At 43.4% G+C, this 14,919-nt stretch carries 15 protein-coding genes; 2 read left to right on the forward strand and 13 right to left on the reverse strand.

The genetic code is table 11. From position 1 onward, the window contains the following. Window positions 1-62 precede the first annotated feature (62 nt). The 9 genes from Q0K92_RS00975 to Q0K92_RS01015 all read right to left on the reverse strand — a co-directional run bounded on the left by Q0K92_RS00975 (window position 63) and on the right by Q0K92_RS01015 (window position 8,552). Window positions 63-1,358, reverse strand: a complete 1,296-nt coding sequence (locus Q0K92_RS00975; RefSeq protein WP_297323932.1) for an adenylosuccinate synthase — start codon at window positions 1,356-1,358, stop codon at window positions 63-65. Window positions 1,359-1,393: 35 nt separating this feature from the next. Beyond that, entirely contained in the window at window positions 1,394-2,545 is a 1,152-nt protein-coding gene (locus Q0K92_RS00980; RefSeq protein ID WP_297324032.1) for an ATP phosphoribosyltransferase regulatory subunit, read from the reverse strand. A gap of 45 nt (window positions 2,546-2,590) precedes the next feature. After that, window positions 2,591-2,776, reverse strand: coding sequence for a DUF2065 domain-containing protein (locus tag Q0K92_RS00985; protein WP_297323933.1), 186 nt, complete (start codon window positions 2,774-2,776; stop codon window positions 2,591-2,593). Window positions 2,777-3,034: 258 nt separating this feature from the next. After that, window positions 3,035-3,910, reverse strand: a complete 876-nt coding sequence (hflC, locus tag Q0K92_RS00990) for a protease modulator HflC (RefSeq protein ID WP_297323934.1) — start codon at window positions 3,908-3,910, stop codon at window positions 3,035-3,037. Beyond that, window positions 3,911-5,089, reverse strand: coding sequence for an FtsH protease activity modulator HflK (gene hflK, locus Q0K92_RS00995; protein WP_297323935.1), 1,179 nt, complete (start codon window positions 5,087-5,089; stop codon window positions 3,911-3,913). Window positions 5,090-5,110: 21 nt separating this feature from the next. After that, a complete protein-coding gene (hflX, locus tag Q0K92_RS01000; protein ID WP_297323936.1) occupies window positions 5,111-6,283 on the reverse strand; it encodes a GTPase HflX in 1,173 nt (390 codons plus the stop codon). Between the two features lie 20 nt (window positions 6,284-6,303). Next, window positions 6,304-6,549: an RNA chaperone Hfq gene (gene hfq / locus Q0K92_RS01005; RefSeq protein WP_110340015.1), complete on the reverse strand. Its 246-nt coding sequence runs from the start codon at window positions 6,547-6,549 to the stop codon at window positions 6,304-6,306. 265 nt (window positions 6,550-6,814) lie between these two features. Next, window positions 6,815-7,807: a cytochrome-c peroxidase gene (locus Q0K92_RS01010; protein ID WP_297323937.1), complete on the reverse strand. Its 993-nt coding sequence runs from the start codon at window positions 7,805-7,807 to the stop codon at window positions 6,815-6,817. 181 nt (window positions 7,808-7,988) lie between these two features. After that, the gene (locus tag Q0K92_RS01015) at window positions 7,989-8,552 is read right to left on the reverse strand and encodes an RNA pyrophosphohydrolase (protein ID WP_297323938.1); all 564 of its coding nucleotides are present in this window, start codon (window positions 8,550-8,552) and stop codon (window positions 7,989-7,991) included. A 208-nt stretch (window positions 8,553-8,760) separates the two neighbouring features. Between Q0K92_RS01015 and Q0K92_RS01020 the strand changes: the two genes are divergently transcribed. Beyond that, on the forward strand, window positions 8,761-10,470 hold the full coding sequence (locus tag Q0K92_RS01020) for a proline--tRNA ligase (protein WP_297324033.1): 1,710 nt from the start codon (window positions 8,761-8,763) through the stop codon (window positions 10,468-10,470). Next, window positions 10,458-11,060, forward strand: a complete 603-nt coding sequence (locus Q0K92_RS01025; protein ID WP_297323939.1) for a transglycosylase SLT domain-containing protein — start codon at window positions 10,458-10,460, stop codon at window positions 11,058-11,060. Before Q0K92_RS01020 ends, Q0K92_RS01025 begins: the two co-directional genes overlap by 13 nt. 59 nt (window positions 11,061-11,119) lie before the next feature. Here Q0K92_RS01025 and Q0K92_RS01030 read toward each other — a convergent pair whose 3' ends face one another. The 4 genes from Q0K92_RS01030 to Q0K92_RS01045 all read right to left on the reverse strand — a co-directional run bounded on the left by Q0K92_RS01030 (window position 11,120) and on the right by Q0K92_RS01045 (window position 14,911). Then, window positions 11,120-11,584 (reverse strand): TlpA disulfide reductase family protein, encoded by a 465-nt coding sequence (locus Q0K92_RS01030; protein WP_297324034.1) that lies wholly within the window; start codon window positions 11,582-11,584, stop codon window positions 11,120-11,122. A 25-nt stretch (window positions 11,585-11,609) separates the two neighbouring features. Further along, window positions 11,610-13,142 (reverse strand): 2-isopropylmalate synthase, encoded by a 1,533-nt coding sequence (locus Q0K92_RS01035; protein ID WP_297323940.1) that lies wholly within the window; start codon window positions 13,140-13,142, stop codon window positions 11,610-11,612. 225 nt (window positions 13,143-13,367) lie between these two features. Continuing rightward, the gene (gene pssA, locus Q0K92_RS01040) at window positions 13,368-14,141 is read right to left on the reverse strand and encodes a CDP-diacylglycerol--serine O-phosphatidyltransferase (RefSeq protein ID WP_297323941.1); all 774 of its coding nucleotides are present in this window, start codon (window positions 14,139-14,141) and stop codon (window positions 13,368-13,370) included. Between the two features lie 95 nt (window positions 14,142-14,236). Further along, window positions 14,237-14,911, reverse strand: a complete 675-nt coding sequence (locus tag Q0K92_RS01045; RefSeq protein WP_297323942.1) for a phosphatidylserine decarboxylase — start codon at window positions 14,909-14,911, stop codon at window positions 14,237-14,239. Between the last annotated feature and the right edge of the window lie 8 nt (window positions 14,912-14,919).

Genomic DNA, 14,919 nt, shown 5'->3' on the forward strand with positions numbered 1-14,919 from the left:
TTCCCAATTTACTATGCGTATCCGATGCGAGTGCTGCATAAAATCATTTTAACGATAGGTTACTACTTAAATGGATGACGCAATAAAATAGTATCTTCTCTATCAGGCCCCGTGGAAATCATGTCTATCGGAATCTCGCATACTTCTTCCAAGCGTTTTAGGTAATTCTGCGCTGCTTTGGGCAGTTGATCAAACTCTCTGATTCCTTCAGTATTTTCCAACCAGCCCGGTATCTCCTCGTAGACTGGCTCGCAACCACTCAGATCATCAGCACCTGTCGGCAATATATTACTATTGCTACCGTTGTCCAGCTTATAACCTATCCCCAGATTAAGGCTCTCTACGCCATCCAGTACATCAAGTTTGGTAATACATAGTCCCGTTACACCGTTTATTTGAATCGAACGCTTGAGTGCAACTGCATCAAACCAGCCACAACGACGAGGACGCCCTGTTGTCGATCCAAATTCATTCCCACGTGTAGCCAGATGCTTGCCGATCTCATCATCCAACTCGGTTGGAAACGGACCGGAGCCGACTCGTGTGGTGTATGCTTTAGTGATACCTAATACATAATGCAGCATTTGCGGCCCTACACCACTACCGGATGTCGCTGCGCCAGCCACACAATTACTGGATGTAACAAATGGATAGGTACCATGGTCGACATCCAATAGCGTACCCTGCGCACCTTCGAACAACAAGTTTTTACCCGATTTGTGCGCATCAAATAAAAGTTGAGGCACATCTGCCACCATGGGCTTAATCCTCTCGGATTGGATCAGTGCTTCATCCATGGTTTTCTGAAAATCTACGATAGGCTGATTAAAATAATGCTTTAACACAAAATTATGATAATCCAGCATCTCACCTAATTTGGCTGCAAAACGGTCCCTATGAAACAAGTCTTGCAGGCGAATCGCACGCCGAGCCACTTTATCCTCATAAGCCGGACCGATGCCACGTCCTGTGGTTCCAATCTTTCCGACGCCACGAGCAGTTTCGCGCGCATTATCCAGTGCGATGTGGCAAGGTAAGATTAGAGGACAGGCCGCACTAATCCGCAATCGCCCGCTCACATCAACACCATTTTGTTCAAGCATGTCAATTTCATCCAGCAATGCGCCTGGCGAAATCACCACGCCATTGCCAATATAACAAATCACGCTATCACGCAAAATACCGGATGGAATCAGATGCAATACGGTCTTTTTATTACCGATAACCAGTGTGTGACCCGCATTATGTCCCCCTTGAAAACGCACCACGCCTTGCGCATGATCTGTTAACCAGTCGACAATTTTCCCTTTTCCTTCATCACCCCATTGCGTACCAATGACTACAACATTTTTAGTCATATCTTTAATCTCTAAATAACTCTATTTCTAAAAAATTAGATTTCTGCAACGATCCACTGTCCATTATGCAATACTAACTGCCTGTCACAATTCAAAGATTCATTGTTTTGTCCTGGCAATTCCATGATGACTATGTGTCCTGCTTTACGTAACTGTTCAATCTTAGCTTCTAACTCTGTATCTTTTTTCTGGAAAGGCGCACGTATTCCTTTTGGATATGCTTTGGGCTTCACCAATTTGGATAACTCTCTTAGGTCCATGCTAAAACCAGTTGCCGGTCGTGCTCGCCCAAAAGCTTTACCAATCTCATCATAACGCCCACCTAAAGCAACAGCGTTTGAGCACCCGCTGGCATAAGCAGCAAAAACAATACCTGTGTGATAATGATACCCACGTAAATCAGCCAAATCGAATGAAATCTTATCGACAGTTGGCTTTAATTCTTCCTCAATGGTATTAAGTTCATTAAGTGCCGTCTTTATTTCAGGATAATCCGGTAATCGTTCACCGGCATGTGTCAGAATTTTTTTATCGCCATATAAATCAGGTAATAGCATCAATGCTTCACGAGTATGTTTTGGCAACTTTATACACAATTCTTGTAGCGTTGAAACATCTTTTGCTCGCAAAACCGAGAATAATTCGGTTTCGAGTTCTCGCGATATACCCGCACCTTTAATCAATCCCCGGAAAACTGCCACATGCCCGAGATCCAGCTGAATTTCACCCACACCTGAAACAGATAAACACTGCAACATGAGCCGTTGAACTTCCAGATCACTTTCCAAACCGGAGTGACCATAAAGTTCCGCACCAATCTGCAGTGGCTCTCGCGTCTGAGTTATTCCGGACGGCACGGTATGCAGTACACTATTGACGTAACATAAGCGTGTTATTCCTGCACAATTCAGCAAATGCGCATCAATCCTGGCAACTTGTGGTGTCATGTCAGCACGTAAACCCATCATGCGTCCACTCAGTTGATCGATCACTTTAAACATTTGCAGATCCATGTCACTGCCACTACCGGACAATAGCGATTCCACATACTCTAACAAGGGCGGAATGACTTGCTGATAGCCATTCACCAGCAATAAATCAATGACTTGCCGACGCACTATCTCAATATGAAATGCTTCTACGGGTAATATATCCTCGACATATTCTGGAAGTAACCAATTACGCATAGTCATGATCGACAAACATCAATAAAAAGAATTGAGAACAGCAAATTAGCTTACGATAAGAAGCAGCATTAATCCAATCAGCATCGAAGTCAGGCCTATAAAACGTATTTGATTATCATTAATTTCGATTAATTTTCTAAATGCTTCTCGCCAAGCGCTGGGAGATAAAAATGGCAGCATTCCTTCTAAAATCAACATCAATGCAACTGCAATCAGAAAAGTTTCCCACATATAACAGCGACTCCTGATTAATCAATTTCTCATTGCACTTTCAAAAAATAAGCACAAAAATTAAGAGGTTCTGTTGTAATCGAGTATAAAAGTAACTGCGATTCCCAGAACCTCTTCAAAAGTTACTGCAAAATAAAGTGATATTCCTATTCACAAGATCACCCTAGATTCGGAAATAGCTCTCTATTTTATGAGCATAAAATTTCCAACAGGATCTCTGAACAGTAAATATCCTTTTATTCTGTCAGTTCTTAATTATCATTTACCAGCAGCAGGATTCTTCAAATATTTGAAGAAATCGGAAGTCGGTTCAAGAACCATCATATCACCCTTGTTCTTGAATGATTGTTTATACGCATCCATACTACGCCAGAAAGCATAAAACTCCGCATCTTTCTGAAAAGCCGCCGCATAAGTCGCAGCCGCTTGACTATCGCCATCACCCATTGTTTTCTGAGCTTCACGGTAAGCTTCTGCCAAAATAACTTCCCGCTGTCTATCAGCATCAGCACGAATCTTTTCAGATTCAGCTGCACCGGTAGAACGCAATTCATTGGCCACTCTTTTTCGTTCCGCTTCCATACGTCTATAAACAGACTCACTAACCTCTTGCGGCAGGTCGACACGTTTTAAGCGCACATCAACAACTTCCACACCAATTGAGCGGGCATCACTATCTGCCTTCTGACGCATGATCTCCATAATGACATCGCGTTCACCTGAAACTACATCATGCACAGTCCGATTACCAAATTCGTCACGCAGACTGGCATTGATGGTTTGGGCTAAGCGCGTTTGTGCCAAACCTTCATCCCCCCTCACACTGATATAATATTGCTTGACATCAACAATACGCCACTTAACAAACAAGTCTACCAAAACGTTCTTCTTTTCTGATGTAATAAAACGTTCTGGTTCTTCCGTGTTCATGGTCAAAATACGTTTCTCAAAAAAACGTACATTCTGTGCTAAAGGAATTTTGAAATATAAACCCGGTTCAGTTTTAACATCGATCACTTCACCCAGTTGAAATAGAATTGCCTGTTGCCGCTCATCTACAATATAAATGGCTGAACTACCCAGAAAAAAAACGGCAATAATGATGCCTGAAAGTACTGATGTAAAATTTTTCATCTATCTAATCTCCCGTTCACGACTACGAAAAGATTCTCGTGCTCGTATACTGCTGTCAGGCGCTGATTCCTGTGCTGACGATTGCACAGCTACCGGTGAAGCTGGTGTGGATCCGGTCATTTGAATCAATTTATCCAATGGTAAATACAATAGATTATTGCCGCTCTTCTGATCAACCAGAATCTTGCTGGTATTAGAAAGTACTTGCTGCATCATATCCAAATATAAGCGTTCACGAGTCACTGTGGGCGCTTTACTATATTCAACCAGGATTTGTTCAAAACGTCTGGCATCACCTTCTGCACTGACAATGACGCGCTGCTTATACCCTTCAGATTCTTGAATTAATCGGGCTGCATTACCGACAGCTCTTGGAATAACGTCATTAGCATAAGCTTGACCTTCATTTTTTTGCCGTTCCCTATCCTGTCCGGCCTTCACTGCATCATCAAACGCAGCCTGAACTTGTTCCGGCGGTTGTGCATTTTGCATTGTTACTTTGCTGATAGAGATACCGATTTCATAGCGATCTAGAATCTTTTGCATTAACTGCGTTGCTTTAGCAGCCACTTGCTCGCGACCTTCATAGAGCACATAATCCATTTTGCTTTTGCCGATGACTTGTCTAATTGCAGTTTCTGCAGCCTGCAGAACTGCATCATCAGAATTCCTATTTTTAAATAGAAAATTCTCCGGATGATTCAAAATATATTGCACCGCAAACTGAATATCGATGATGTTCTCATCATCAGTTAGCATCAATGATTCTCTGAGTACTTTGCTCCTCACATTGTTACGATAGCCAATTTCAACCGTACGAACTTGACTGACATTCACTATTTCCACTTTCTCAACGGGATAAGGTAGGTGCCAACGTAAACCTGCCGGAGCGGTTTCTACAAATTGACCGAAACGCAATACAACACCTCTGTGCCCCTCATCCACAATATAGAATCCACTGCCCAGCCATACCACTACCAACAAACCCAATATTAATACGATATTACCGCCACTTTGCTGCTTCGGAGCTTTATCACGGGGGCCTTCATCATCCCCGCCACCTTTTTTTTGTCCAAAAATATTATTGATCTTTTTATTGACATTACGCAACACGTCATCCAGATCCGGTGGACCAGAATCACCTTTATTTTTTCCCCACTGTGGATCATTTAATCCCATAATAATTCCTGTTTTGTTCGTTCAAAAAAGTCCTCGTGCCGAAGCACAGCCTTCGGTTATTTTCTTAGTATCGGTAGATTCTTCATACATTTTTTCGAAGTTTTCTGCGCTTGCTTCTGTCAATGCTTGCCTTACAAACTCTATGCCCTCACCTGTTTTTGCACTTAAGCGAATGCGCGATATTCTATCATATTCATCGCGCGTGCAACCTTTACCGCCTAAAGACAAATCAGTTAAATCAATCTTGTTCAGGATTAAAATCTGAGGAATGGAATCAGCACCAATCTCCTTTAATATTTTGTTAACCTCTTCAACTTGCTCATCCCGATTGGAACTGCTGGCATCTATCACGTGAAGCAGTATATCAGCTTGAACAGTCTCTTCAAGCGTCGCACGAAACGCCGCAACCAAGGTGTGCGGCAATTCACGAATAAACCCTACTGTATCCGAAATCACAACTGAGCAACCCGGCGTAAGAAACAGTTTTCGTGTTGTTGTATCCAATGTAGCAAACAGCTGATCTGCAGCATACGATTGCGCGCGTGTCAATTTATTAAATAATGTCGATTTCCCTGCATTGGTATAACCAACTATGGACACCGACAATACATTGGTACGCTGCCTTGATCGTCTTTGTACATTACGTTGACGCTGTAAGGTCGCAAGCTTCTCTTTAAGTAACTTAACTCGCTTTCTAATCAACCTTCGATCTGTTTCCAATTGGGTTTCACCGGGACCACGCAAGCCTATACCACCCTTTTGCCTTTCCAAATGAGTCCATCCTCGCACTAATCGAGTTGCCAGATGCTCAAGTTGTGCCAATTCAACTTGTAGTTTTCCTTCATAGCTCTTAGCTCGCTGAGCAAAAATGTCCAGGATCAGGCTAGTACGATCAATAACGTTACAGTTCAAGCGTACAGACAAGTTACGTTGCTGAGCCGGTGATAAATCATGGTTAAAAATAACCAATGACGCTTTAGTCTGCATGATTACTTGCGCCAACTCATCGACCTTGCCGCTTCCGATGTAGGTCGTAGAGTCAGGTCGGGTGCGCTTTCCTTCAATAACTGCTACAACTTGGAGCTTAGCGCTGAGGGCCAGCTGCTGCAATTCTTGCACACGATCGGTATGATCACCATTGCCAAAATCGAGGCTAACTAAGACGACTGCGTCTGCTACGGGTAATTTATGCATACCTGAACGACATTCAGGCACTACGTGTCATGTGCTTCCACTGTTTCAATCGGCATGGTAACCGCTCTTGCAGGCACCACTGTAGAAATTGCATGTTTATACACCATTTGCGTCACTGAGTTTTTTAACAGCACCACATATTGATCAAACGAATCAATTTGTCCTTGCAATTTAATCCCATTCACCAAATAGATTGATACCGGAATATGCTCTTTACGCAATATATTCAGAAATGGATCTTGCAGTAACTGTCCCTTGTTACCCATAGGTAACTCCCTATTCTAATTATTGGTTATCGGAATAGTGACTCTACTTGATTTTTAAATGTAAATCTACATTAGATTGTACCAACACTGCAACACCTTGATTTGACATTAACTCCAACCATTATGAGTAACTATCAAAATTCACTTCCAATCTATCTTTACGAGATATTTTAAGCATCCAAACTGCACTTCCAGTCCGGATGCTTAAACTGTATTCATCGCTTCAATGACAAAATTTAGACGAACTGTCTCTAAATCCTGAGAATTAAAATGGTGCAGGTCTTGGCGTACTATTATTGGAAGGTGGCAGAATCGGCATCTTAAAGTCAGGCTGTTCGCCGGTGAGTGTCTTTAAGAAGGCGACAATACTGTCAATTTCCTTTTTATCAAAATCACGATCCAATTGCACCTTACCCATTGTTCTTACAGCATCTTCCAATGTTGCCGCTGCACCATCATGAAAATAGGGATAGGTTAATTCAATATTACGCAGCGTTGGTACTTTAAAAACGTTTAAATCAGTATCTTTTCCAGTGACCGCTTTTCTGCCCTCCGCTTTACTCGCTGTTTTATAAGGATGGTATACGCCAAACTTCTGATACAGTGCACCACCTACCGCTGGTCCATTATGGCAGCCTGAGCAACCGCTGCTCTTAAATAACTCATATCCTTCCAATTCTTGCGAATTTAATGCTTTTTTATCACCTTCCAGCCATTTATCAAAACGCGATCCCGGCGTAACCAAAGTTTCCTCAAAAGCTGCAATTGCAGTCGTTACGCGATCAATATCGACCTGATCGGAACCAAATGCTTTTTGAAAACGCCCGCGGTACTGAGGAATCGATTGCAAAACCTCGACAGCCGCTTTATGCGTTGATGCCATTTCCCCTGGATTTGCAATAGGGCCGCCTGCCTGTTCTTTTAGGTCTTTAGCGCGTCCATCCCAAAATTGCGCCAAATTCATGCTGGCATTCAATACAGTCGGCGCATTAATAGGTCCTTGTTGCCATGCATGACCAATAGAAGTTGGAATATTGTCCGTACCTCCCATGCTCAAATTGTGGCAAGAATTGCAAGAAATAAAACCGGATTTCGACAAACGTGGATCGAAAAACAACATCTTGCCTAATTCAACCATATCCGCATTTTTCACTGCCGGTGCTTTAATGGGCTGGATAGGCTCATTGGCTGAAACATTAATCGAGGCGACAAGAGCGCCAATCGATAGTAGTGACGCAACCAGTGTACGTATCTTCATCGGTATTCTCCCTAAAAAACGGCTGTAATGGCGCAGCCGATTACGCCTGATGAAACATTCACAAGTGGGAATCTTAAAACACAAAACAAGGCGACAATATTCTGCTTGTCAAAAAATAGTAGAGTAATTCATATGTACTTCAATACTCTATAGCAGAATATTTTTTCACAACGCGGATGGATTATTCATTGATTTCCAGTTGGCTAGCCAAGACAATTTTGCTTACTTCTTTAGGCGAATTATTCTTGCCGTAGCCAGTGCTTTGACACGCATCCATTTTCAGCAAACGCGATAGCTCTGTTAGTGCCTGTTTATAAACCTTACGTTTAAATTCAACAACCGAGTCCAACTCAACCCAATACTGATTCCAACGCCATGCATCAAATTCCGGGTGCGTGCTTCCACGTAACGAAACATCACTGTCACGCCCGATTAGACGCAACAGATACCAGATCTGCTTTTGTCCTTTGTAATTTCCCCGCCATTCACGTCTTATCCAACGCTCAGGCACCTCATAGCGCAACCAATCACGTGTTCGTCCGACAATCTCCACATGACTTGGGCGCAACCCTATCTCCTCGGTTAGTTCCCGGTACATGGCCTGCTCAGGACTTTCTCCTGATTTGATGCCACCCTGGGGAAATTGCCAAGAATTTTGTTTAATACGTTTGCCCCAAAAAACTTCATTCTTTGAATTCAGCAGGATAATACCGACATTGGGGCGGTATCCATTACGGTCAATCATGTAAATTATCCATTTGACCCATCAAATGTATAGATTTTTTCATACTTTACTGCAGATTGAAAGTGTCCATAAAACAAAAACCCATACTTTCGTTATAGCTTCATTTGCGTTCACTAGGTTATCTGCAAGTTATGTATAGACTAATCCGCACTTCCCTTACTATTTCAAGGTAAAATCGCTTTAATTTATTATCATAATGGAATCATTCATGCGCGTCTCGCAATTTTTTATTTCAACCCTCAAAGAAGCACCTGCTGAAGCGGAACTCATTAGTCACAAACTGATGTTGCGTGCCGGGCTTATCAAACGTCTTGGCAGCGGGCTATACACCTGGATGCCACTCGGCCTGAGAGTACTCAGAAAAATAGAAAATATTGTTCGTGAAGAAATGAATAAAAGTGGCGCCATAGAAGTTCTAATGCCCGCCATACAACCCGCAGAATTATGGCAAGAAACCGGTAGATGGGATGTATTCGGACCACAAATGCTGAAGATCAAAGATCGCCATGAGCATGACTTTTGCTTTGGTCCTACCCATGAAGAAATCATCACCGACATAGCACGCAAAGAAATCAAAAGCTACCGTCAGCTGCCACTTAATTTTTATCAAATTCAAACCAAATTTCGTGACGAAATTCGACCACGTTTTGGAGTCATGCGTGCACGAGAGTTCTTGATGAAAGATGCATATTCATTTCATACTGACGAAAATAGCTTGGCGCAAACTTATCAACTTATGTACGAAACATATAGTCGTATTTTTACCCGCCTTGGATTGAAATTTCGTGCTGTAGCAGCTGATACCGGTGCCATCGGTGGCAGCGGTTCGCATGAATTCCATGTGCTAGCAGATTCCGGCGAAGATGCCATTGCATTTTGTCCGGATTCAGATTATGCCGCCAATATTGAATTGGCCAGTGCACTGGTATCGCAACAAGAACGGGGTGAATCCACCGATGCCATGCAAAAAATCTCGACACCCAATAAAAAAACCTGCGCTGAAGTGGCAGCGTTTTTAGGAATACCATTACAACAAACCATCAAAACGCTCGCGGTAAAAGCACACGACAAAATATTCTTATTGCTGCTGCGCGGCGATCACCAGCTCAACGAATTGAAAGTCAGGAAAATACCCTTTTTATCTGAATTTCAAATGGCGAGTGAAGCGGATATCCTACAAGAAACTGGAACAGTACCTGGATATATCGGTCCCGTTGGTTTAGAAACTTGTGTCATTGCTGATCATGCTGTTATCAATATGAGTAATTTCGTTTGTGGCGCAAACGCAGAAGGCTTTCATCTGACTCATGTCAATTTTGAGCGCGATCTTAAAATACCCGATCATGTTTTCGATATCCGCAATGTTGTTGCAGGCGATGCCTCGCCCGATGATAAAGGAGCACTGGAAATTTGTCGCGGCATTGAGGTCGGTCATATTTTTCAGTTACGTACAAAATATTCTGAAATCATGAAAGCAAGTTATCTCGATGAATCAGGCCAAACACGATATATGGAAATGGGGTGCTACGGTATTGGCATTTCGCGCATTGTTGCTGCCGCCATTGAACAGAATCATGATGAACATGGCATTATTTTTCCAGCCACAATAGCCCCTTTTCAGCTCGTCATTGTTCCGATCGGCCTGCAAAAAAGCAGTCAGGTAAAAGACACGGTGGAAAAACTCTACCAGCAATTCTCAAGTGCACAGATCGAAGTACTTTTGGATGATCGGGATGAACGTCCTGGTGTCATGTTTGCTGATATGGAGCTCATGGGGATTCCACATCGAATTGTCATCGGCGAACGAGGATTGAAACAATCCGTTGTTGAATACCAAGGACGAAAAGATCAAACTTCGCAAGCAATACCTATCGATGAAATTCTTTCATTTATAACAACCAAGTTATGCATAAATTAACGATTACGATTTTCACTGTGCTCTGCTGCACTAGCATATATGCCAATAATCCGCACTATGAGCAGCTTGCCGCCTACGCCCAAACCGGCATATTTCACGAAACCAGCGATCAAGCAGTGTCGTATTCGGAATATGCTGCCATGGCTGATAACATCACATGGCTTGTCATCATGAGTCGTCGATTGGAAAAATTCATACCTGATACACTTGAACGGGAAGAATTTCTGCGAACGGTTTATTATGAAGCAACACGGGCAGGGCTGGATCCCCAGCTCGTATTAAGTGTCATCCAAGTCGAGAGTGGTTTCAAGAAATATGCCGTTTCCCATGCCGGCGCACGCGGCTACATGCAAGTCATGCCGTTCTGGGTCGATCTCATCGGCCACCAGGATCACAATCTCTTTCATTTACGTATCAATTTGCGCTATGGATGCACTATTCTGCGTCATTACCTTGATCAGGAAAAAGGCGATTATTTCCGCGCGCTTGGTCGATATAATGGCAGCCTTGGTGAGGCTGCCTACCCACAACTGGTATTCGATAAATGGCTGAGTACTTGGCGATATAACGCTTCATCACCTAATGGTTAACTGAGTCAAAAGCCCTGCTATCGCGCTTCTCGTAATTTATACCTAGCATTCACCATTTGCTACTTCTTGGGCGATTTCGATTCAATAAATTTTTCTATACTTTCGCGCGAAATAATGCCCAGCTGGCGCGCAGCCGGGTTACCATCCGGATCAAAAAAATAAGTACTGGGTAAAAGTGAGATATCATCCAGTTGAGAAGCAATTTCCCGATTACCCAGAACGGTGGGATAGGTAATTGACATCGATCGTACAAAATCCATCACCACTTGTGGATCGCCAGAATCCATCGCCACACCAATCACCATAATATCCTTACGGCTCTCATACAAGGCGATCAAGTCAGGAATCTCTTTTAAGCAGGGCGGGCACCAGGTTGCCCAGAAGTTAACCAGTACCCACCGTCCTTTATAGTCTGCAAGCTTATGAACTTTCCCTGTTGCATCCTGAAACTGAAAGGCTTGCACCTGAGCGCTCAATAACAGCGCAATCAGGCAAAATAACCATGCCAATTTATGTTTCATTATCTCGTAGCGTAATTGACAAGCCATACTATACTTGCGGGTGAGCTCGTTCCAACTTGCTACACAGTTTATTTAATGCACTCAGGTACGCTTTTGCAGAGGCTACAACAATATCCGTATCTGCCCCATGCCCGTTCGCAATACGATCAGATTTGCGTAACCGAACAGTGACTTCCCCTTGTGCATCTGTTCCACTGGTAATGTTGTTGACCGAAAATAACTGTAACTCGGCGCCACTCATCAGCAGCGTTTCGATCGCCCGGAAAGTTGCATCAACCGGACCACTTCCTTGCGATTCGGCATGTATTTCATTACCATTATCTGAAATCACGATGCGTGCGTAAGGAATTTCGCCTGTTTCGCAATGAATCGTCAGCGATATCAGCCTGTAACACTCCTGCAGTACCAATACTTCATCCGAGACCAATGCGTGCAGATCTTCATCAAATATTTCGTGCTTCTTATCGGCCAATTCCTTAAAACGCAAAAAGGCATTATTGAGCATTTCTTCCGATTCCAATTCAATACCCAATTCCATAAGACGGTTGCGGAACGCATTACGCCCCGAATGTTTTCCTAGCAGTAACTTATTCGCGCCCCAACCCACATCTTCTGCGCGCATGATTTCGTAGGTTTCGCGATGTTTTAACACACCATCCTGATGAATTCCTGATTCATGCGCAAAAGCATTGGCTCCCACAATCGCTTTATTAGGCTGCACCGGAAAACCGGTAATACCGGAGACCAATTTACTTGCCGAAACAATATGTGTGGTATCAATTTTTGTATCACAAGGAAAGTAATCCTGGCGCGTGCGCACAGCCATCACAACCTCTTCCAGTGCTGCATTACCCGCCCTTTCCCCTAAGCCATTGATGGTACATTCGACTTGCCGCGCACCATTCATCACGGCAGTCAATGAATTGGCTACAGCCAATCCTAAATCGTTATGACAATGCACTGAAAAGATTGCTTTATCAGAATTAGGAATGCGCTCACGCAAGTCACGAATCAACTTGCCGAATTGCTCCGGCATGGTGTAACCGACGGTATCCGGAATATTCAGTGTGGTCGCACCTGCATCAATAACAGCTTCAAGTATCTGACACAAAAAATCTATTTCTGAACGACCGGCATCTTCTGGAGAAAATTCAACATTATCAGTATACTGGCGCGCCCATTTTACAGCCTTCACCGCTTGTACGATGACCTGATCCGGCGACATCCGCAGTTTTTTCTTCATATGAATCGGTGATGTCGCAATAAACGTATGAATACGTGCTGACTGCGCACCTTTCAGTGCTTCACCTGCACGCTGAATATCAGCTTCAATCGCGCGCGCCAGACCACATACCACACTTCCTTTCACTGAATCAGCAACGGCTTTGACAGCTTCAAAATCCCCATTAGAAGCTGCTGGGAAACCTGCTTCAATCACATCCACACCCATACGTTCCAATTGCCAGGCAATGCGAACCTTTTCTTCTTTAGTCATTGATGCGCCAGGACTTTGTTCGCCATCACGCAGGGTAGTATCAAAAATAATTAAATGCTCTTGCATTATGCTCTCCACTTGAGGAAGAAAACTCACAATATGATAAAACTCGTTTATCGAATTTTATAGGCTAGAAAGGAATAGGGGGTAGAAATTTTTAGCGCGCAAGGCGCAATAACAGCGCCAGTAGAATCACTGGTTCTGACAGTAGATGGAGTGAATGGATATAGTTTTTTACTGACATAATGGCGGAATATAAATAGTTTTTTCTTTTTGTGCAAGAGACAGTGCTCAGGGTCCAGGTGTTTCACTATTTTTTTTATTTCTGCTAAAACGCCATAATTTGATAAAGAAACCAGAAAACGCATAGACTGCAAACAGACAGAATAATACCAGAGGCGGGTGGCTGGGGATTAAAACAAAGAAAAACAGCACCAATAACAGGATAGTAAAAAACGGTACCCGTCGACGCAAATTGATCTCTTTACCACTATAATAAGGAATATTGCTCACCATAGTTAACGCAGCAAATAAAGTCACCACACAAGCCAGCCATTTAATATCGCTGCCTTGTACTTGAAAATTAAGCGTTACCCAAACAAGCCCGGCTATCAATGCTGCTGCTGCAGGACTGGGCAGTCCCTGAAAGAAACGCTTATCGACGACTTCTATGTTGGTATTGAATCGTGCAAGTCGCAGCGCCGCACATGCACAGTAAATGAATGCAACGATCCAGCCCCATTGCTCCATATCTTTTAGGGCCCATTCATAAACGATCAATGCCGGCGCAATCCCAAAAGAAACCATATCGGACATACTATCGTATTCTGCCCCAAACTCACTTTGAGTGCCTGTAAGCCGTGCAACACGACCATCCAATCCATCCAGCACCATAGCAATAAAAATGGCTATCGCTGAATACTCAAAATTCCCGTTCATCGCCTGCACAATGGCATAGAATCCCGCAAATAGCGCAGCGGTAGTAAATAAGTTGGGTAACAAATAGATGCCACGCCGTCGTAACCGGGACTTGAGCATAGTGCGCTCTGGTAGAGGATCAGGCATTATTGGTATATATGAAAAATGCTAGCGATGATAAGTGCATATAGCAAAATGACAGTAAGTCATAAACCTTGTATTGGTTGCCTCGAAAACGTTTTTCAATGGCTTGTGTCAGTCTGTTTATATTCTTCACGAAACTCCGCCAATACTGTCAATGTTGCGAACACCTTATCGCCAATGTTGACATTGATTTTAGTATTCAATGGCAAGTAGACATCGACTCTCGAACCGAATCGTATAAAGCCGAAACGTTGACCGCGTGCCAAATGATCGCCGGATGATGCATGACAAATAATACGTTTTGCGACTAAGCCCGCCACCTGCACACAGGTCACATCCGCACCATTATCTGCCTGAATCCATAGCGCATTACGCTCGTTTTCCAGGGAAGCCTTGGGTAAATCCGCATTTACAAATTTTCCAGGAAAATACCATTTGTCACGCACTGTTCCATCGACCGGACTACGATTAGAATGTACATTAAACACATTCATAAACACGCTGACCTTAATAGCTTCCCGTTCCAGATAAGGGTCCTGAATCTTTTCTACCGCGACAATTCTACCGTCAGCAGGCGCCAATATGGCATTGCGATCTGACGGCACTTCCCTGGGTGGATCACGAAAAAACTGCAGAACAAACAAGGCAATTACCCAAAGTGGTATTGCCCAGAGCCAACCCACTAATAGCGTAGCACCAAAAGCAACAGTAAACGCTATTACGATATGCGGCCAGCCTTCACGAGCGATAATAGGATGAGGATAATGAGCCATAAGTAATT

It is taken from the genome of Nitrosomonas sp. (assembly GCF_024282095.1).
Taxonomy (GTDB): Bacteria; Pseudomonadota; Gammaproteobacteria; order Burkholderiales; family Nitrosomonadaceae; genus Nitrosomonas.